The 17,596-nt window shown below is 50.4% G+C and carries 16 protein-coding genes and 1 other RNA gene; 2 read left to right on the top strand and 15 right to left on the bottom strand.

Going from position 1 to position 17,596, the window contains the following annotated elements; genetic code table 11:
- Nucleotides 1-280: 280 nt before the first annotated feature.
- The 6 genes from priC to CWE06_RS00060 all read right to left on the bottom strand — a co-directional run bounded on the left by priC (nucleotide 281) and on the right by CWE06_RS00060 (nucleotide 5,726).
- Complete coding sequence (gene priC / locus CWE06_RS00085) at nucleotides 281-562, bottom strand: primosomal replication protein PriC (protein WP_126790288.1); 282 nt, start codon at nucleotides 560-562, stop codon at nucleotides 281-283.
- Nucleotides 562-1,647, bottom strand: coding sequence for a tryptophan 2,3-dioxygenase family protein (locus CWE06_RS00080; protein WP_126790287.1), 1,086 nt, complete (start codon nucleotides 1,645-1,647; stop codon nucleotides 562-564). The genes priC and CWE06_RS00080 overlap by 1 nt, the downstream gene beginning before the upstream one ends.
- Nucleotides 1,648-1,772: 125 nt before the next feature.
- Entirely contained in the window at nucleotides 1,773-2,756 is a 984-nt protein-coding gene (locus CWE06_RS00075; RefSeq protein WP_157981098.1) for a ketopantoate reductase family protein, read from the bottom strand.
- Nucleotides 2,753-4,441, bottom strand: coding sequence for an AmpG family muropeptide MFS transporter (locus tag CWE06_RS12450; protein ID WP_420808504.1), 1,689 nt, complete (start codon nucleotides 4,439-4,441; stop codon nucleotides 2,753-2,755). The genes CWE06_RS00075 and CWE06_RS12450 overlap by 4 nt, the downstream gene beginning before the upstream one ends.
- A gap of 3 nt (nucleotides 4,442-4,444) precedes the next feature.
- A complete protein-coding gene (locus CWE06_RS00065; protein ID WP_126790285.1) occupies nucleotides 4,445-5,056 on the bottom strand; it encodes a peptidylprolyl isomerase in 612 nt (203 codons plus the stop codon).
- A 106-nt stretch (nucleotides 5,057-5,162) separates the two neighbouring features.
- Entirely contained in the window at nucleotides 5,163-5,726 is a 564-nt protein-coding gene (locus CWE06_RS00060) for a YajG family lipoprotein (RefSeq protein WP_126790284.1), read from the bottom strand.
- Nucleotides 5,727-5,845: 119 nt separating this feature from the next.
- Between CWE06_RS00060 and CWE06_RS00055 the strand changes: the two genes are divergently transcribed.
- Nucleotides 5,846-6,934 (top strand): ketoacyl-ACP synthase III, encoded by a 1,089-nt coding sequence (locus CWE06_RS00055; RefSeq protein WP_126790283.1) that lies wholly within the window; start codon nucleotides 5,846-5,848, stop codon nucleotides 6,932-6,934.
- A 100-nt stretch (nucleotides 6,935-7,034) separates the two neighbouring features.
- Here CWE06_RS00055 and CWE06_RS00050 read toward each other — a convergent pair whose 3' ends face one another.
- The 9 genes from CWE06_RS00050 to upp all read right to left on the bottom strand — a co-directional run bounded on the left by CWE06_RS00050 (nucleotide 7,035) and on the right by upp (nucleotide 16,722).
- Complete coding sequence (locus CWE06_RS00050) at nucleotides 7,035-7,778, bottom strand: enoyl-CoA hydratase-related protein (protein ID WP_126790282.1); 744 nt, start codon at nucleotides 7,776-7,778, stop codon at nucleotides 7,035-7,037.
- 209 nt (nucleotides 7,779-7,987) lie between these two features.
- Nucleotides 7,988-8,084, bottom strand: an RNA gene (ffs, locus tag CWE06_RS00045) — signal recognition particle sRNA small type.
- 91 nt (nucleotides 8,085-8,175) lie between these two features.
- Nucleotides 8,176-9,291 (bottom strand): bifunctional 3,4-dihydroxy-2-butanone-4-phosphate synthase/GTP cyclohydrolase II, encoded by a 1,116-nt coding sequence (gene ribBA / locus CWE06_RS00040; RefSeq protein WP_126790281.1) that lies wholly within the window; start codon nucleotides 9,289-9,291, stop codon nucleotides 8,176-8,178.
- 12 nt (nucleotides 9,292-9,303) lie between these two features.
- Nucleotides 9,304-10,578: a bifunctional diaminohydroxyphosphoribosylaminopyrimidine deaminase/5-amino-6-(5-phosphoribosylamino)uracil reductase RibD gene (gene ribD / locus CWE06_RS00035; protein ID WP_198679000.1), complete on the bottom strand. Its 1,275-nt coding sequence runs from the start codon at nucleotides 10,576-10,578 to the stop codon at nucleotides 9,304-9,306.
- A complete protein-coding gene (gene nrdR, locus CWE06_RS00030; protein WP_126790280.1) occupies nucleotides 10,571-11,020 on the bottom strand; it encodes a transcriptional regulator NrdR in 450 nt (149 codons plus the stop codon). Before nrdR ends, ribD begins: the two co-directional genes overlap by 8 nt.
- Nucleotides 11,021-11,055: 35 nt before the next feature.
- Nucleotides 11,056-12,321, bottom strand: a complete 1,266-nt coding sequence (gene glyA, locus CWE06_RS00025) for a serine hydroxymethyltransferase (RefSeq protein ID WP_126790279.1) — start codon at nucleotides 12,319-12,321, stop codon at nucleotides 11,056-11,058.
- A 50-nt stretch (nucleotides 12,322-12,371) separates the two neighbouring features.
- Complete coding sequence (locus CWE06_RS00020; RefSeq protein ID WP_126790278.1) at nucleotides 12,372-14,228, bottom strand: TonB-dependent receptor plug domain-containing protein; 1,857 nt, start codon at nucleotides 14,226-14,228, stop codon at nucleotides 12,372-12,374.
- A 113-nt stretch (nucleotides 14,229-14,341) separates the two neighbouring features.
- A complete protein-coding gene (gene ettA, locus CWE06_RS00015) occupies nucleotides 14,342-16,009 on the bottom strand; it encodes an energy-dependent translational throttle protein EttA (protein ID WP_126790277.1) in 1,668 nt (555 codons plus the stop codon).
- 83 nt (nucleotides 16,010-16,092) lie between these two features.
- Complete coding sequence (gene upp, locus CWE06_RS00010; protein WP_126790276.1) at nucleotides 16,093-16,722, bottom strand: uracil phosphoribosyltransferase; 630 nt, start codon at nucleotides 16,720-16,722, stop codon at nucleotides 16,093-16,095.
- 145 nt (nucleotides 16,723-16,867) lie between these two features.
- On the opposite strand from upp, the gene CWE06_RS00005 reads away from it, so the two are divergent.
- A partial coding sequence (locus tag CWE06_RS00005) for an RNA-guided endonuclease InsQ/TnpB family protein (protein WP_133306998.1) occupies nucleotides 16,868-17,596 on the top strand: 729 nt, incomplete at its 3' end.

Genomic DNA, 17,596 nt, shown 5'->3' with positions numbered 1-17,596 from the left:
TCTGACACCCCGCGAACGGGATGACTCAAAAGTACACAAGGTTGTAACAAACTCTGTGAGAACTTTAAAGAAGTTAAATTGTCACAAAGATGTGGCAAATTTTCCTGCTTTTAACGCCCTCAACGACCTGACTATATCAAAACGTATAAGGTATGCAAGGGTAAATTTGCCTTTTTACGCAACCTATGTGAAGAAATCGTGAAGTAAATGTCGATAAATCGTAAAGAATTTGCGACAGCAGGCAAATAGCCCGCTAGGCCGAGGCTTTTAGATATGTTAGTCAGGAGGGTCGATAAAGGGCTTGTACTAAGGCGCTAAGCTGTTGTTGTACGACGTTATTCATGAAGCCATACACCGGCGAGTCGGCTCGTAATTCATGTAACGCTTGAGCGTTTTTTTCCGCTTCTGCCAAATAATCCATCACCTGGGTGCTGCGGGTTTTAAATAAACCCTGGTCAAACCACTCATGGGTTAACTCAGGCGGAAACAGGGCTGCGCGCTCACGTAAGCGCGCAAACACTGCTTCGGTTTTTCCTCGGGTTTCGTCAATTCCAGTAAACATTAACGTCCTCGTCGTAAGCTCGCGTGAACATTACGCGGTAATTCTGGCAATGTCTTCTTCGGTACTAAATACGTCGCCAGGTTCATAAAGTCAGCAAAAATTCGGTTTTTCTCCGTTGTCCGTTTCAGATAATCATGCCCTGACGAACCGCCTGTGCCTATCTTTGACCCTAGCATACGTTGCACCATCATGGCATGTCGATAACGCCAAATGGTTAGGTTTTCGTCGAGGTCAGTGAGCGCATTGAGTACTTGATACGGCAAGTTGAACGCTGGCTCTTCGCGATATAAGTGAATAAACAAAGCGGCTTGCATCGCTCGTTGTGACAGCCGAACGCGGCCGTCTTCTTGCATAGCCGTATATAAATCACGGTCAAACAGCGCAGCAAAATTCGCGCGACTACTAGCCAGTTCACTTAGTTCGCTCGCTTTTTCTTCGTCACTCAGCAGCGGATTTTCGCGAACAATATCCTCTTCATGCTGAATCTGACTTTCGATGGCCGCTTGATAATGTTGCCAGAACTTAAAGTCATCCTGCTCAAGAAACGGCATCCGAGCGAGCCACGCATCCACCATGGCGAACAAATCCGGTTTCTCTTCTAATTGTTCCAGATACGCGCGGTCTTGGTCATTAATCCGGTTATAAAAAGACGCTTGGTCAAAGGCGATCCGTTTGTCGCGCTTAACCCCTAAAGAGATTTCGATTTCCTTAAACTGAATACTTTGAAATCCAGACGCTGGCACTAAGAAATCTCGAAACTCGAGAAACTCCTGCGCCGTCATGGTTTCCATGACATTAATCTGTTGATTCAGTAATTCTTGAATGGTGACAATACGCTGCAGCCGGTGCACGAGCGTCATCAATTGCTCATCGGCAATTTCTGCTTGGCCAAAGATGCGCAAAATTGAACGTAGCTCATGAATAATCTGCTTAAACCACAGTTCATAGGCTTGGTGCACGATGATAAATAGCGTTTCTTCATGCGCTTCCGGACCGTATTTAGGGCTGACCGGCTGTTGTGCTGACAATAAGCGATCTAAACCTAAATAGTCACCGTAATACACTGGGTCATACTTCTTACTCATACTACCGTTTTCCTTTTTTCTTATTCGAATTATTTTTGGAAATCACCAAGTTAGTTATCGCTAGTAACATTTTTACACACATCAAATAACAAACAGCTAACAAATTAGTATAACCTTTGTTAAGTTTACTCAAGTGAGCGAACGCCTGATTTCAGCTCAAGCTGACGAATTCTCTCAGCAACTTCACAGTTGACGCGCGTAAAAACCTGCCGTTGTTGACCTTGTTCGCACACATAACCGTTTAGGTAATCTATTTCGGTTGCTCGTTGCGCTTCAATATCCTGTAGCATACTACAGCGATTGCCCGCAGTTGCTCGGATCACTTGCTGCACTTCGGCAACTAACTCGTCTGCATCGAGCATGGGATTCACATTTGCGATCTCTTCGCAAATTGCACGAATCTGCGCCCGTGCCTCTTCGCTGCGCAACACACCATTGACGCCACCGGCTAACGTCGCCAAAGGATTAATCGCGCAATTCACCGCCAATTTGCGCCAGCGCCGTTGCTCAATGTCTGCGTCCCACTGCAGTGGTGGCCATGCCGCTGCTAACTTGTCGAGCCAATGAGGCGGTTCTGATCCAGATACTGAACCTGCTGAGCTTTCAGTGCTAGCTGAGCTTTCAGTGCTAGCTGAGCTTTCGGTGCCAGCGCATGCGGTCGGTTGCCGCCGACCTATCCAACTTTGCCCTAATCCCGCTAACACCGAATGGTAACGATTCTGCCGCCAAGCACCATGGGTGGTTACCAAATCATACACCTGCCAATTCGGTTGCTGAGCCAGATACGCTTCGCCGGCGCCAAGGCCATTATGACTGACAATCAAAGTCGCGTCGTCGGCAAGCCCTTCACCTTGTAGCTGCCGTAACAAAGGCTCCAATTGCCAGGCTTTAACAAAGAGTAACCAAACTGCGTCTGCGCCAGCATCTTTGGCACTTTGACAGCGCGGCAAACTCAATTCACGTACTTGGCTATTTTGGGTTGTTTGCAGGCGCACCACAGCAGCCTCGCTGTCGCGCACATACAGGCTTACCGCTTCGCCACTATCATGCAAAGCTTGCGCCCACTGCATGCCTAGGGCGCCGGTACCAACCACAACCCACTGCGTCATAGTGAATCCCCATTCTCTTTGTCCCATGCCGCTTGCCGCTCGCGACTCGCATCTTCAAGGCGCTGCACATCACGGCGGATGAACCATAAGAATAGCAAACTCGGAATCACCATGACGGTGGTCAGGAGGAAAAACACCGCCCAATTACCATCGAGCCAGTCAACGACAACACCACTGTATGCCGCCAAAACCGTGCGCCCAAGGGTACCGATTGAGGCCATCAATGCATATTGCGTCGCCGTAAACGCACGGTTCGCCATTAAACTAATTAAGGCCACAAAGGCAACCGTCGACCACGCTGAGGTAAAACCGTCAGTAATTACCGCAGCCAATAAAAGGGTTTTATCCGGCCCCACCAATGCCAAAGCCGAGAACAGTAAGTTACTCGCAGCCATGGCACTGCCACCAATAAACAAGCCTTTGAGAATACCAATGCGCATGTTGACGTACGAGCCAATCAGCGCAAAAGCAATGGTTACCCACCAGTTCACCAATTTCGAGTACAAGCCAATCTCAGCATTGGTAAACCCGACCTCTTGGTAAAACACAATTGACATGCGCCCGAGAAACGCTTCACCAACTTTAAACAACAACACGAACAATAAGATCGACAGTGCAAAGCGCACGCCGTTGCGACGGAAAAATTCCGCCAAAGGCTCGACCAAAGTCACCACTAACCATGCCACCGTCCGATGACCGAGGCTAATCCGAACTGGCGTTGTTGTGATAGCGCCCGCAGTCGGCGTTTGAAAACGAACCAGTGTTTTTGCCAATGGCACCAAGGCGGCAACCATCAGCGCTAGCCAAAACAACCAGCCGACGCCGCCAACTTGCCCACTAATGGCTGCAATAATGAGCAGCAACATGGCCACGGCCAAGAGCATCAATGCCGCCATTTGCCGAGGTTGCGCTGCCGCAATTTGCTGATAGTGCAATTCCGCTTCGCGCTGTTTTGCGCCGCGCGCGGTTTTCGGCTCTTGGGCTAACCACACGCCCGCACTCAGCAACAGCATTACGACTGCAAGCCACTGATACACTTGCGCCCATTCCATGCCTTGCAAAAAGAAAGCTGAGGTACCCGACGTGTCCGTCAAAAAGAAAGGAATCGCTCCCAAGCCTGCAAAGCCCGTCCACCAACCTGCTGTGGCCATGGCTGCTGCTGCAGACTGCACGCGCGCTTCGTGCTCACCGACCGAATCAATTCGGTAAGCATCAATCGCAATGTCTTGGGTTGCCGAGAAAATCGCAATGGTCAGCGCCACCATACCGGCAAACCGCAAGCTTTCGGTAAAGTCGATATGTGCCAGACCAAAACAGGCTGCGGCTACACCAAACTGGCAAAACAAAATCCAGCCACGACGGTGGCCTAGCCAGTCGCTCAGCAGCGGTACTTTAATCCGGTCAACCAAAGGCGACCACAGAAAGTTGACCGAGTACGCCGCAAAGACTGCGCCGAAATAGCCAATGGTGGCGCGGGTGAAGCCCATTTCGTTCAGCCAGGCCGTCATCGATGAGCCGATCATCACCCACGGATAGCCACTGGCCATGCCGAGCAGGAAAATAGTCAGCAGTCGACGCTGACTATAAAACCGAAAGATGCTCGCCCAACCGACTGGCGCTCGACTGATATCGCCTGTACGCCCGGTGATTGGATCTGGCGTCGCTGTTGGATTGCGCTTCGACACTAATTATTCTGCCTGTGGTTCAGGTAACAACTCAACGCGCATTAAAACGATCGGCTCGACCGGTACGTCTGGGAAGTTAACTTCTTCGTTAAAATCAGTTGCAACCGCCATCAGCTCCCGCAATAACTCTTCGTTCTCGACCACCCGCCCAAACACGGCGTAGCCCCAACGGCGAGGATTTGGATTTAAGCTGTCGTTATCGTTGGTATTAAAATAAAACTGGCGACGCGCTGAATGCGGATCTTGCTGCCGCGCCATCGCAATAGTACCGAACCGGTTCGGTAGCCCATTGCCCGACTCATTAATCACTGTGTCCCCTTCTGGCAACGGCGTCCAATCGGTTTTGTAACCACCGCCCTGCACCACAAAGTTGTCCACCACACGGTGAAATAAGGTGCTGTCATAGCTACCTGACACCACATGGGTTAAAAAGTGATCGACAGTCACCGGTGCGCGCCAGCGATCTAGCTCAACAATCATCTCGCCTTTATTGGTGACAAACTTCACCCGCGGATAAAGATTGTCCTTCTGAATATCAACCGCTGCGGCAGGACTGCCAACGCTACTCAATGCAAGAGCGCACAGGGTGACTAAGCTAATAAAGAATGTTTTCATGCATGTCCTCACTCATTTTCTGAATACAAAGTAACTGTGAAGTAAGTCGGCTGTTAGGGTCAACCTCAGCGTGCGAGTGTCGCTAAACAAAGTCGCTAAACAGTCGCTACTGTGACTGTTGGCGCAGCCATTGTTGCAGTTCTGGATCATCCAGTAGTTGCTGAATCGTGTCCGTTAAACCTTGATTAAAACTTCGTTGCCAACGTTCGTAATCAGCGGTCCGCAGCGGCGCTCCCGTAATGACAGTTTGGTATCGCCGCGTAATGGTATGATTGCGGTGCTGCCCCTGTAAGCGCAGGCGGATGGTTTGGCTTGTTTGATATTCTTGATTAACGTGCTGCACTCGAATGAGTGCATCTTCAATATATAGCGTCAATTGCAACGGAGATTGGCTCGAAATTCGCCAATGTTTCGCCAGTTCCTCACTGATCAGAGTAGCCAGAGGGACGTTGGTCGTGGCAAACTCTGCATGATCTTGATTATGTTCCACACGCAATACATGGCTTTGCCCACGCTGATCTTGCACCTGCAATTGAATTAACGGTAAATGTTGTGTCGGTGAGGATAACCGCAAGGGTAGATTGATTTGGACGGTTTCCGGCATTTGCGGAGAAGTGGCACAACCGGCCAATAGCAAACCAGAGAAACAAACAGCGAGCAGTCGGCGCATTCGAGTTGTCCTTTTTTCTATTCGTTCGTTTTCTTATGGGCAATAAAGGTATACGATTGTTCCTGAAGAGTCACGCGCTGCACAGTTAAATCAGCGCAAAAGTAATGAAGGTAGTGTTCATGAAATTTGCAGAAATCACCGGTTGGGGTAAATGTGTACCACCAGCAGTTATGACCAATAACGACCTGGCGACATTTTTAGATACCTCCGATGAATGGATTCGTACACGAACCGGGATTGAAGAGCGGCGTGTGAGTGCAGTAGGCACCTCGGCCCTAGCTACTGTAGCGGCGCGTAATGCGCTGGCTGCTGCTGATCTCGACCCGTTAGAAATCGATTTAATCATCGTCGGTACCTGTACTGCCGACGAAATCATTCCCAATGTGGCGTCGAAAGTGCAACAAGAAATTGGCGCAAAAAATGCCGCCGCATTCGACTTAAACGCCGCCTGCAGTAGTTTTTTCTATGCCATGCACTTTGCCACATCGAGCATTCGCATGGGTATGCACAAAAAAGTACTGATTATTGGTGCCGAACGTCTCACCCGGATCCTCGACTGGACCAAGCGCGAAAGCGCCGTGTTGTTCGGTGACGGTGCCGGTGCCATGGTTCTTGAAGCCTCCGACAACCACGCTGGTTTATTAGCATCAAAAGTCAGTTGTGATGCCGATGCGCGTGACGTCTTGTCGCTCGACTTTGGCATGAGTTTCGACCGGTATAACTTTGATGGCGTTATGCCGTTCAACTTTATTGGTCAGGAAATCTTCAAGCGCGCCGTGAAAGGCATGAGCGCAGCCGTTGAAGCCGTGTTCCAAGAAACTGGCTTGAGTGTTGACGATATCGACGTACTTATTCCGCACCAAGCGAATAAACGCCTCATCGATTTCTTAGCGAAGATGTGTAAAGTCCCAGAAGAGAAAACCATGGTGAATATCCAAAAATATGGTAACACCTCTTCGGCAACCCTACCCATTGCCTATACCGAAGCGCTCGAAACCGGCATGGTGAAACCGGGTGACTCGATTATTTCGGCAGTCTTCGGTGGCGGCTTAACTTGTGGCGCAGGTCTGATTAAATGGGGCGAGCGCGTAACGCCACTGCAGAATAACCAAATGACCTTGGAACAAGGTGCCAACCAAAGCGCCTTAGACCTCATCCTGCCTCTATTCGAAGGCGCCAAAGCTGCAGCAGCTAAAGCAGAGTCTTAAGCAGAAAGTTAATCACGGTTATCCGTACACCTCATTAAAAAGGCAGTTCCAATTGGAACTGCCTTTTTCTATTTATCCAGCTTAGGTGAAAACCCACAGGCTATTTACGCTGTGCTTTCGCCGCAATAATTTGCTGAGTTTCTGCACTAGCCAAAACCGTCAGAAAATATTTTAACTCGCGCTGAATGCGTGCTGGTACGGCTTCCGGCTGAACTTTCATAAGTTTTTTGCTTAAACGCAACGACCGCACTGGCTTCGCTGCTAATCGCGCACTAACGTCTGCGATGGTTGCTGCTAGCTCTGATGCCGGCACAACCTGATTCACCATATTGAATTCATAAGCTTTCTGCGCGTCGATCGTCTCGGCCAACAGTAACAACTCCGCAGCCTTCAAGTGCCCACACAAAGCTGGCAGTAATTGACTTGAAGCGGCTTCTGGTACCAAGCCCATATCCACAAATGGCATCACAAACTTGGTGCCTTCGGCGGCATACACCAAATCACAATGCAGCAACAAGGTGGTTCCAATGCCAACTGCAGCGCCTTGCACAGCAGCAACAACCGTTACATCAACGGTCGAAATCGTCTGTAAAAATTGAAACACTGGCGAGTCTGGCTTGAGCTCACCGTGACGCAGAAAATCACCGAGGTCATTACCCGCGCAGAATAAGTCGCCCGCGCCAGAAAAAACCACCGCCGCAATATCATCACGCGCATTCGCATCTTGCAAAGCTTGCGTCATGGTCGCGTACATGGCTTGGGTTAATGCATTGCGTTTTTCTGGTCGATTAAGTTGTACCGTCAGGATTTTATTCGCTTCGGTGACAATGACATGCTCAGACATGAATGATTCCTCGTTGAGTTGCGGCTCGGCGAACGAATCGCGCACGCACACAAATAAATAGTCAATGGCAGCACCATAACACTGGTCAGTCCAGACAAACAAGGAGGAATTAAAGCAAAGAGGATTTTATCGTTCTGTTTCAGTGTGATATCGCTAAAGAGAGTGTGCAGCGGCGTGACATAACAATTCACACGATAGAAAGGTGATGACCCCACCAGCCACACCCCGGCACACATTACCCCAACTACGGCTGCTCCCTTCCGGGCCTGACCGGGTTCGCTGGTTCATGTTGCGAGGGGACCAATGGGGTCACCGCCGCGCATTATGCTTGAAAGCAGGCATAAACTCAACCTAACTCAAGCAAACTGCGCCTAACTGGCGAATAAGTCACCAGTCCTTACTTGTCTTCGATAAATTCGACCACTTCTAAGCCGAAACCAGACAGCGCTGAGTACTTCCGTGGCGAACTCAATAAGCGCATTTGGTGCACTCCGAGGTCAGCCAAGATCTGCGAGCCGACACCGACGTTACGTGACTCTTTGCTTTTCGTCGCCGAACGCTGCACTTCGCCTTTATCTTCTTGCTCAAAGAAACGGACCTGCTCAATTAAGTCTTGTGGACTTTGTTGTTTGCTCAACATCACAAACACACCACCTTCTTCGGCAATTTTCCGCATTGCACGGTACACCGGCCAACTGCGGCGGCTCGCGCGCTCCGTCGCTAATAAGTCGTTAAAGGTGTCTTGCAAATGCACCCGTACTAAAGTCGGTTGGTCGCCCTGCACTTCGCCACTGACAAGCGCAAAGTGTACTTGGCCATCGACCGTATCTTGGTAGGTGACTAAATCGAACTCACCATACGCAGTAGGCAGTTTACATTGCGCCACGCGCTCAACTGTGTGCTCTTTCATGGAACGGTATTCAATTAAATCGGCAATTGTGCCAATTTTTAAATCGTGTTCAGCAGCAAACTTCTCGAGGTCAGGACGACGCGCCATGGTGCCGTCTTCATTGAGAATTTCGACAATCACTGCGGCTGGCTCATAGCCTGCCATGCGCGCTAAATCACAACCCGCTTCCGTATGCCCTGCGCGGTTTAAAACGCCGCCTTGGCGGGCTTTTAAGGGGAAAATATGCCCTGGCATAACCAAGTCGGTTGGTTTCGCATCGGCAGCAACCGCAGCCAATACGGTTTTCGCCCGATCACTGGCAGAAATACCCGTCGTGACGCCATGCGCCGCTTCAATCGATACAGTAAAATTGGTCGCATACGGTGAATTGTTTTGCCCAACCATGAGCGGCAGACGCAACTGTTGGCAACGCTCTTCGGTCAGCGTCAAACAAATCAGGCCACGACCATAACGCGCCATAAAGTTGATCGCTTCAGGTGTAACGCACTCGGCGGCCATAATCAGGTCGCCTTCGTTCTCGCGATCTTCATCATCCATGAGAATGACCATCTTGCCCGCTTTCATATCGGCAATAATTTCGGCCGTACTATTCAAACTCGACATGCTACTTCACCCTCATTTAGCTAGTGCGCCGTCGGGGCGCATGGTAATTTTTAAATCTGGTCCCACTTGCTGACAAGCCACAACTTGCCATTCTTGCACTGCAGCCATTTTAGTTGGCCCAGTCATGGTTAATAACTCTTTTGCGCCGCTGCCTAAAAACTTCGGTGCTTGATATAAAATCAGTTCATCCACTAAATTGGCATCTAACAAAGCCCCTGCCAATCGCGCACCGCTTTCGACCCAAACCGACAGAATATTCGCTGTTGCAAGCTTTTCTAGCAGCGCTGGCAAAGACACTTTGCCATCTGCGCCAGCGGCAACGATGATTTCCTGCGCATGCGCTGGTAAAGCCACATCTAACGCCTGAGTACGTACGATCCAAACTGGGTTTTGGTCTTGAAAAATGCGTGCCTGTGGCGAAATTTCGCCACGATGATCAATGATCACCCGTAACGGTTGGCGCACATGTTTCGGCGCAACACCAGTTTGCGGCGCAAAGGCCTGCATCGATTTCTTCAACGCCGGATCAAGATGTTCGCTGCCACGCAGTTGTTCAGCCTGCGGCTGCTCTTGAAAATACAAAACATCCGCAGGGAATTCTTCAACCCGCACATTCAGGCTCGGGTCATCCGCTAATACAGTCCCTGCACCAGACAAAATCGCTCCCGCCTGAGCGCGTCCAACTTGCACATCACGACGCGCCTGCGGACTGGTAATCCACTTACTTTCACCGGAAGCCAAAGCGGTTTTACCGTCCATGGAAGCGGCAAGCTTGACCTGGACGAATGGGCGTTGCTTGGCCACTTTGGTAAAAAACGCCGCAGAAACAGCAAACGCTTCATCACTTAAAAGACCTACATCCACCTGAATTCCAGCATTGCGCAGCAATTCAATGCCACGACCAGAAACCGCCGGGAATGGGTCCTGCATCGCCACCACGACACGGCCGACCGCTGCCTTCAGCAGTGCTTCTGCACAAGGCGGTGTGCGTCCATGATGACTGCACGGCTCTAGGGTCACATAGGCAGTTGCGCCACGCGCCCGGTCACCGGCTGCCCGCAAAGCAAAGACTTCCGCGTGAGGACCGCCCGCGCGCTCATGAAAGCCGGCGCCAACAATGCAGTCTCGCCACTGCTGCGGACCGGCTGACAAATCAACCTGCTCAGCGGCGACAATCACACAACCAACATTTGGATTCGGATGCGTGGTAAAACGCCCTCGGGCGGCAAGCTCGAGGGCGTATTGCATAAAGAATTGATCAGCTGGCGTAAACGGCATGTTAGTCATCTAAACGCGCAATTTCCTCACCGAACTCACGAATATCCTCAAACGAGCGATACACCGAGGCGAACCGAATGTAGGCGACTTTATCGAGCTGCTTCAATTGGTCCATGACCAACGAACCAATCAGTTTGCTCGACACTTCACGCTCACCAGTCGCCCGCAGTTTCGACTTAATTCGGTTAATCGTTTGTTCCATGGCTTCGAGACTTACAGGCCGCTTCTCGAGCGAGCGCAGCAAGCCTGCACGCAGTTTATCTTCATTAAAGGGTTCGCGGGCGCCATTGCTTTTAATCACCCGCGGCATCACTAATTCAGCACTTTCGAACGTCGTAAAACGCTCTTTGCATGCATTGCACTCACGCCGCCGGCGCACCGACATACCGTCCGCGACTAAGCGTGAGTCAATCACTTTGGTGTCTTGTTCGTCACAAAATGGACAATGCATAGCAACCCTCTAGCCGTTAACCTAACCTGTTTAGCTTAGGCGTAAACAGGGAAACGTGCACACAACGCTTTAACTTCGTCACGCACGCGCGCTTCCACGCCTTCGCTGTCGCCAGCTGCAACTGCATCTAGCACGTCACAAATCCAATGTGCCACTTGCTCAGCTTCTGCTTCTTGGAAACCACGACGGGTAATCGCTGGCGTTCCTAAGCGTAAGCCAGAGGTAACAAACGGTGACCGCGGATCATTCGGAACCGAGTTTTTATTCACCGTAATATACGCACGTCCAAGCGCTGCATCGGCGTCTTTACCAGTAATGTCTTTGTCGATTAAATCAACCAAGAACAAATGGTTTTCAGTGCCGTTCGAAACAATCCTATAGCCGCGCTCTTGCATCACCCGCACCATGGCTTTGGCGTTCTTCAACACCTGCTTCTGGTACTCTTTAAACTCCGGCTGCAAGGCTTCTTTGAACGCCACCGCTTTCGCTGCGATCACGTGCATTAATGGGCCACCTTGGTTGCCCGGGAATACCGCACTGTTGAGCTTTTTGTGTAACTCTGGGTCGTCTTTACCAGACAAGATTAAGCCTGAACGCGGGCCAGCCAAGGTTTTATGTGTGGTTGTGGTGACTACGTCGGCAATTGGCACTGGGTTTGGGTACAAACCTGCAGCCACAAGGCCAGCAACGTGAGCCATATCGACCAACAAATAAGCGCCGACTTCGTCAGCGATTTCACGGAATTTCTGCCAGTCAACAATGCCTGAATACGCCGAGAAACCAGCGATGATCATCTTCGGCTTGTGCTCATGCGCCAGCTGACGCACCTGGTCATAATCGATTTCGCCAGTTGCGTCGTTCAGACCATACTGCACGGCATTGTAGTTGATACCAGAGAAATTCACGTGCGAACCGTGCGTTAAATGACCGCCATGCGCCAAGCTCATGCCTAATACCGTGTCACCTGCTTTACACAGTGCCATAAACGCCGCGGTGTTGGCTTGTGAGCCAGCATGTGGCTGGACGTTTGCGTACTTCGCGCCAAACAATTCTTTTGCGCGCTCAATCGCTAAATTCTCAGCAATATCGACATACTCACAGCCGCCGTAGTAACGCTTACCTGGGTAACCTTCGGCATATTTGTTGGTGAGCTGCGAACCTTGTGCTTCCAGCACGCGTGGGCTGGTATAATTTTCCGAAGCAATTAACTCGATGTGCTCTTCCTGACGCTGAACTTCGGCTTGCATAGCCGCCCATAATTCTGGATCAAATCCAGCGATAGTCATTGCAGAACCAGACATGCGAACTCCTCAAAAAATAATGCCGACAGCATGCGGCGTAGGGTCAATATTTAAGGCTGTATCATACCTTCTTTAGCACGGAAATGGTAGGAAATGCCAATACGGAACTGTCGACGCGGCTCGTTGTAGCCAGGTCGAAATTCGTACTCGTTATCGAAAATGTTGTCGAGGCTTAAATAGAACATCCACTCGCGGGAGAAAGCCTGCTCCCAACGCCCATTCAGCGTCCACGTGCCAGCTTCGCGGCCATTATCGAGCATCGACACACGACGGCTACCATGCGCCACGAAATCGAGCGACATCACGCCGTCAGCAAAGCCTTGGCTCACCGTGATGGTGCCAAAGCTGTGAGCGCGATTGAGCAAACGGGTACCCGTTGCTTTGTCCTCAGTGTCCTGCACCGTTGCGTGCGCACGCACACGCCATTGCCGCCAGTTATGTTCCCAACGTAAGGTTAAACCTTGGGCAGTCGCACCGCCGATATTAGCCGGCTGCCATAAACCACCCTCAGTGGGCGAATGCCAGACAATCAGGTTGCTAAAGTCCGAATAAAACAGCGACGCTTCCAACATACCGGCCCGAATATAATGCCGCGCATACGCTGACAAGGTATTCGAGCTTTCGGGTCGTAAGTCTGGATTACCAGAACCGGGCCAATACAAGTCATTAAAGGTCGGCGGGCGGTAGCCACTACTATGGCTAACCCCAAACTTCCACAGCTCAATAGGCATTAACGACAAGTCCACTGAGTGGGTAAGCTTACTGCCATATTGAGAGTTGTGCGCCAGCCGTCCGCCGGCGCTCAACTGCCAATCTGGATAGCGCCAAAAATAATCGGAGAAAACACTATTGGTTTGGCGCGACTTGCTACCGTAGCTCTCTGGCTGCATGGACGCTTGTTCGCGATCCCAGTCGACGCCATAGCTAATGGCTTGATTACCGCCTGCAAGCGGCACTCGGCGTTGCCAGTTAAAGGTCTGGCGCTCGGTGTCGAGCACGTCACTATAGCCTAACCAAGTTTGTGGTAGTTCGGCACCATCGGTGGTTGTCGAGCGCTCTTCAAAATGACCAAACTGAAACGTCTGGGTCACGCCCGATTGCAATTTTTGCTGCAATTGTGTTTGTAAGCCCTGCTGCTTCACGCGCACCGCTGGCAAACAATAAACCCGTTCAAAACTATCTGGGTCTAAGCAGTCTTGGTCATATTCCGCTCGCGAATTAATATCAAATAAACGCGCCGAAAACTGATTGTTGTCGTTCACCTGCCACTTCGCATTCCACGTTAAGTTGGTCGCGTGCGCGCCATCAAGCCCTTCGTTACCGAACTCGGTATCGGTGGTCAGGTCGTAGCCTTCATACCAACGTCGAACTAAGTTCACTTGTTGGTTAAAGCGTTCAGTACGGTGACTGGCAGTGAAAGCTGCTTCCCGGAAATTATAGGCACCATGACGAATACGTATACTGGCGGTGTTTTCTTGCGCTTGCCGGGTATAAATATGAATCACCCCAGCCATGCTGTTGCCACCATAGGTTGAAGCACGCGCACCGCGGGTAATTTCAATCCGTTCAATATCATCAGGATGGAGGTTTTGTAGCGACGCTGTACCGAGCGTCGGACTGGTAATCGGCTGGCCATCGATCAACACCAACACATGCGAACTCGCACCGCCTTGCATCATAATGCTGGTTTGGCCGCCAAATAAGCCGGTGGTCATCACATCGGCGCCAGCAATTTGCCGCAGCAATGGTGTAATTGCGCCGCCCTGCAAACGCGCGATTTCGTTTCGCGAGATCACTTGCACTGGCATCACCTCAGCCACCCGTTCGGTCGCCTGCCCCTTAATTTTTATGTGCTCTATCGCATCGTCACTTTCGTTTGCCAGTAGCAATACCGCTAGCCACCACATACGCGCCCCCACTTCATGGTGTTCGGATATAATCGTTATTGTTTAAAACTTGCTTGCGATAAATTGAATAAAAAAGCCAGAACATCACGTTCTGGCTTTTTTCTTAGCGCCAGTTATTTTGTGATTTTCTTATATTTCACGCGATGAGGTTCCATCGCATCGGCACCAAAAGTTTTCTTCATATACTCTTCATATTCGGTGTAGTTACCTTCGAAGAAGGACACTTTCCCTTCGTCGCGATAATCAAGAATATGCGTAGCAATCCGGTCAAGGAACCAACGGTCGTGTGAAATCACCATAGCCGCGCCCGGGAATTCCAACAAGGCCTCTTCCAATGCCCGCAAAGTTTCAACGTCAAGGTCGTTGGTCGGTTCGTCAAGGAGCAACAAGTTGCCGCCGGCTTTTAATAGCTTGGCTAAATGCACCCGGTTGCGCTCACCACCCGACAGCTCACCAATTCGTTTCTGCTGGTCGTTACCACGGAAGTTAAAACGGCCAACATACGCTCGACTTGGTACTTCATAGCTACCGATACGAATAATGTCTAAACCGTCAGACACTTCTTCCCACACGGTCTTTTTCGGATCCATATCGTCACGGAACTGATCAACCGACGCCAAATGTACGGTATCACCCACTTCAATCGTGCCCGCATCTGGCTGTTCTTTACCAGAAATCATCCGGAACAACGTCGACTTACCCGCACCGTTCGGACCGATAATGCCGACAATCGCGCCTTTTGGCATGCTAAAGCTCAAATCGTCAATGAGTACTCGGTCGCCATAGCTCTTCTTCAAGCCACTCACGTCTAATACTTTATCGCCAAGGCGTGGTCCCGGAGGAATATACAACTCGTTCGTTTCATTCCGCGATTGGTAATCACCTGACTGCAGCTCTTCAAAGCGTGCCAAACGAGCCTTGCTCTTCGCCTGACGACCTTTCGGATTCTGCCGCACCCACTCAAGTTCTTTCTTAATCGACTTCTGACGAGCCGCTTCGGTGCGCTCTTCTTGCGCCAAACGGGCATCTTTCTGTTCCAGCCAGCTCGAATAGTTACCTTCCCATGGAATACCGTAACCACGGTCAAGCTCAAGAATCCAACCCGCGACGTTGTCTAAGAAGTAGCGGTCGTGGGTAATCGCCACAACAGTGCCTTCGTAATCATGTAAGAAGCGCTCTAACCAAGCGACTGACTCGGCGTCAAGGTGGTTAGTCGGTTCGTCGAGCAACAACATGTCTGGTTTTTCCAGCAACAAGCGACAAATTGCGACGCGACGCCGCTCACCACCCGACAGGTGCTCGATTTTTGCATCCCACGGTGGTAACCGCAGTGCATCGGCTGCCCGCTCAAGGGCGTTGTCTAAGTTGTGCCCTTCTTTCGCTTGCAGAATTGCTTCAAGCTCACCCTGGCGCTTGGCCAAGGCGTCGAAATCTGCGTCTTCTTCGGCATAAGCCGCGTAAATCGCGTCTAACTCAGTCAGTGCATTTTTAACGTCAGCCACCGCTTCTTCAACGATTTCACGCACCGTCTTGCTCGGATCGAGCTGCGGCTCCTGCGGTAAGTAACCAATTTTGATACCCGGTTGTGGCCGCGCTTCACCTTCGAACTCGGTATCCACACCCGCCATAATGCGTAGTAACGTCGATTTACCGGCACCGTTTAAACCAAGCACACCAATTTTTGCACCTGGGAAAAAACTTAATGAAATATCTTTTAAAATTGTGCGCTTCGGAGGAACAACTTTACTCACGCGCAGCATACTGTAGATGTATTGAGCCATTGCCAAACAATTCCTTAATGAACAACTCGATAAGCGCTCGAGTGTATCACAATTGAATAAATATTTTGCCCTCGACGAGCGACTTATTTCGTGCCGAAAATCTTGTCACCGGCGTCGCCAAGACCCGGTAAAATATAACCATGTTCGTTTAAGCACTGATCATGCCCAGCAGCAAAAATGGTCACGTCCGGATGAGCATCAAGTACACGCTTTACACCTTCCGGAGCAGCCACTAACACCAGCACCCGAATTTCGCTACAGCCCTGCTCTTTGAGCATATCCAGTGTAGCGACCATGGTGCCACCCGTCGCCAGCATGGGGTCGATTACCAAGGCCATACGTTCGCTCATGTTACTTGCAAACTTAGCGTAATACGGCACTGGCTCGAGGGTTTCTTCGTCACGATACAAACCGACCACGCTAACCTTGGCACTCGGAATCAACTGCAAAACACCGTCGAGCATACCCATACCAGCGCGCAAAATCGGCACGACTGTGATTTTCTTACCTTTAATCTGCTTCACCGCGATCTGTTCGCCACTCCAACTTTCGATGGTTTGGTCTTCGAGTTCGAGGTCTTTGGTTGCTTCATAAGTGAGTAAGTTGCCCAGCTCATTGGCGAGTTCGCGGAACGCTTTGGTACTGATATCTTGCGCCCGCATCAAACCGAGTTTGTGCTGCACCAGCGGATGATTAATTACTTGCAAAGTCATAAGTCACCAAGGTTTTTAAGTTGGCAGAAGTGAATGCAGTTAGCAATTTCCGCGTAAACCCTCGCCCAATCGGGCGGGGATATAAGCGGATAACTGCTCGCAGTTATGGATTGTATCACACCAATTAACTGGTATTATATACAGTATGAACAAAGCCATTAAAGTGCGTATCTATCCAACACCTGAGCAGGCGGAATTTTTAAACCGCCAGTTCGGCTCTGTGCGCTTTGCATACAACAAGGCTTTGCATGTCATAAGTTCACAATACAAACGCCACGGACTTAAACTCAACGCCAAGAAAGACCTAAAGCCTCTGCTTTCTGTCGCAAAAAAGTCACGTAAGTATCACTGGCTCAAAGATTTTGATTCGATTGCACTCCAGCAGGCATGTATCAATCTGGATAAAGCCTTTCAACGTTTCTTTGATCCCAAACTGCCTTCTCGTTATCCCAAGTTCAAGCGCAAGCACAGCAGACAGTCCAGCTATCATTGCATGAGCGTTGATTGTGGTGATGACTGGATTAAAGTGCCGAAGTTAAAGCAGCCCATCAGAGCGCGTATTCATCGTAAGATTGAAGGAAAACTGAAAAGCATCACCCTGTCCCGTACCGTGACAGGTGAATACTATGCCTCAATACTGCATGACGATGGGCAAGAAGCTCCTGCGCCCATTCAAAGCCTGAATGCTGCTCAAGTGCTCGGATTGGATATGGGTTTAACACATCTTGCTATAGATTCAAACGGCACGAAAAAACCGAATCCACGCTTTTTGAAGAAAGCCAGTGCCAATCTGCGCCGAAAACAAAAAGCCTTATCACGCTGCAAGAAAGGTAGCAAAGGTCGTGCAAAAGCCCGACTTAAACTCGCTAAGGCG

Source organism: Aliidiomarina haloalkalitolerans (assembly GCF_003987315.1).
GTDB lineage: Bacteria > Pseudomonadota > Gammaproteobacteria > Enterobacterales > Alteromonadaceae > Aliidiomarina > Aliidiomarina haloalkalitolerans.
Note: the sequence above shows the minus strand (reverse complement) of the source record. Positions and strands in the feature narration are given on the sequence as shown.

Excerpts from the sequence above, each read along its gene's own strand:
- priC (WP_126790288.1), bottom strand. The coding sequence starts at position 562 with ATGTTTACTGGAATTGACGAAACCCGAGGAAAAACCGAAGCAGTGTTT.
- CWE06_RS00080 (WP_126790287.1), bottom strand. The coding sequence starts at position 1,647 with ATGAGTAAGAAGTATGACCCAGTGTATTACGGTGACTATTTAGGTTTA.
- CWE06_RS00075 (WP_157981098.1), bottom strand. The coding sequence starts at position 2,756 with ATGACGCAGTGGGTTGTGGTTGGTACCGGCGCCCTAGGCATGCAGTGG.
- CWE06_RS00065 (WP_126790285.1), bottom strand. The coding sequence starts at position 5,056 with ATGAAAACATTCTTTATTAGCTTAGTCACCCTGTGCGCTCTTGCATTG.
- CWE06_RS00060 (WP_126790284.1), bottom strand. The coding sequence starts at position 5,726 with ATGCGCCGACTGCTCGCTGTTTGTTTCTCTGGTTTGCTATTGGCCGGT.
- CWE06_RS00055 (WP_126790283.1), top strand. The coding sequence starts at position 5,846 with ATGAAATTTGCAGAAATCACCGGTTGGGGTAAATGTGTACCACCAGCA.
- CWE06_RS00050 (WP_126790282.1), bottom strand. The coding sequence starts at position 7,778 with ATGTCTGAGCATGTCATTGTCACCGAAGCGAATAAAATCCTGACGGTA.
- ribBA (WP_126790281.1), bottom strand. The coding sequence starts at position 9,291 with ATGTCGAGTTTGAATAGTACGGCCGAAATTATTGCCGATATGAAAGCG.
- ribD (WP_198679000.1), bottom strand. The coding sequence starts at position 10,578 with ATGACTAACATGCCGTTTACGCCAGCTGATCAATTCTTTATGCAATAC.
- nrdR (WP_126790280.1), bottom strand. The coding sequence starts at position 11,020 with ATGCATTGTCCATTTTGTGACGAACAAGACACCAAAGTGATTGACTCA.
- glyA (WP_126790279.1), bottom strand. The coding sequence starts at position 12,321 with ATGTCTGGTTCTGCAATGACTATCGCTGGATTTGATCCAGAATTATGG.
- CWE06_RS00020 (WP_126790278.1), bottom strand. The coding sequence starts at position 14,228 with ATGTGGTGGCTAGCGGTATTGCTACTGGCAAACGAAAGTGACGATGCG.
- ettA (WP_126790277.1), bottom strand. The coding sequence starts at position 16,009 with ATGGCTCAATACATCTACAGTATGCTGCGCGTGAGTAAAGTTGTTCCT.
- upp (WP_126790276.1), bottom strand. The coding sequence starts at position 16,722 with ATGACTTTGCAAGTAATTAATCATCCGCTGGTGCAGCACAAACTCGGT.